Genomic DNA, 1,167 nt, shown 5'->3' with positions numbered 1-1,167 from the left:
GGTCCGGCTAGCGCAGGTCCAGCCCCAGGTCGAGCGCCGGTGCGGAGTGCGTGAGGCCGCCGACGGCCAGGTAGTCGACGCCGGTCTCGGCGTAGGCCCTGGCCACGTCGAGCGTCAGCCCGCCCGAGGCCTCCAGCAGGACGCCGCCGGCGCGGCGCACCGCCTCCGCGCACTCGGCGGCGGTGAAGTTGTCCAGCAGCACGAGCTCCGCGCCCTCCGCGACGGCCTCGTCCAGCTGGTCCAGCGAGTCGACCTCGACCTCGCACGCCAGGTGCGGGGCGTGGGCGCGCACGGCGGCCAGCGCCGCCGACACCGACCCCGCGGCCCGCACGTGGTTGTCCTTGATCAGCACCGCGTCACCGAGGCCGAGCCGGTGGTTGACGCCGCCGCCGCAGCGCACCGCGTACTTCTCCAGCAGCCGCAGGCCCGGCAGGGTCTTGCGGGAGTCGCGCACGCGCGCCTTGGTGCCCTCGACCTCGTCGACCCACGCCGCGGTGAGCGTGGCCACGCCGGACAGGTGGCACAGCAGGTTCAACGCGGTGCGCTCGGCGGTGAGCAGTCCGCGCACCGGCCCGCGCAGCACCAGCGCGGGCTCGCCGGGCACGGCCTTGTCGCCGTCCTCCCGCCGCTCCAGCACCTCCACGTCGGTGACCTGCCGGAACACCTCCAGCGCCACCGGGATGCCCGCGAGCACGCCGGCCGCGCGGGGCGTCAGCTCCGCCACCGCCACCGCGTCGGCGGGCACGGTCGCCTCGGTCGTCGCGTCCGCGCCGTACCGCAGGTCCTCCTCCAACGCCGTCGCGATCACGCGGCGGGCGTCGGCCAGGTCGAGCTCCCGCACCGCGCCGGGCTCTTCGGTCATCACGCCACTCCCCTCGCCACCACCGGATCGGCCAGCACCGGCTGACCGGACGGGTTGAGCCGGACCACCTGGCTGCGCTGCCAGCCCGGGTCGTCCCGCTCCGTGAAGTCCGTGCGCACGTGGCAGCCGCGCGACTCCTCGCGCTCCGCCGCCGCCGCGATCAGCGCCCGCGCCGCCACGGTGAGCGCCGCGCCCTCCACCAGTTCCCGGCTGTCCAGCTCGCGATCCGCGGTGGACTGGTAGTGCACCGAGCCGACCACGGCCTGCCCCTGGGCGTCTCTGCCGATCGCCGCGTAGCGGTACTT

At 75.9% G+C, this 1,167-nt stretch carries 1 protein-coding gene and 1 pseudogene; both read right to left on the bottom strand.

The annotated features are described in order from the left end of the window. Nucleotides 1-7: 7 nt before the first annotated feature. The gene (gene nadC / locus AB0G02_RS41395) at nt 8-862 is read right to left on the bottom strand and encodes a carboxylating nicotinate-nucleotide diphosphorylase (protein WP_360806392.1); all 855 of its coding nucleotides are present in this window, start codon (nt 860-862) and stop codon (nt 8-10) included. Continuing rightward, nucleotides 862-1,167: pseudogene (locus tag AB0G02_RS41390) on the bottom strand (L-aspartate oxidase); the annotation flags it as partial. The pseudogene AB0G02_RS41390 and the gene nadC, both read right to left, overlap by 1 nt.

This window comes from Actinosynnema sp. NPDC023658 (genome assembly GCF_040639995.1).
GTDB lineage: Bacteria > Actinomycetota > Actinomycetes > Mycobacteriales > Pseudonocardiaceae > Actinosynnema.
Note: the sequence above shows the minus strand (reverse complement) of the source record. Positions and strands in the feature narration are given on the sequence as shown.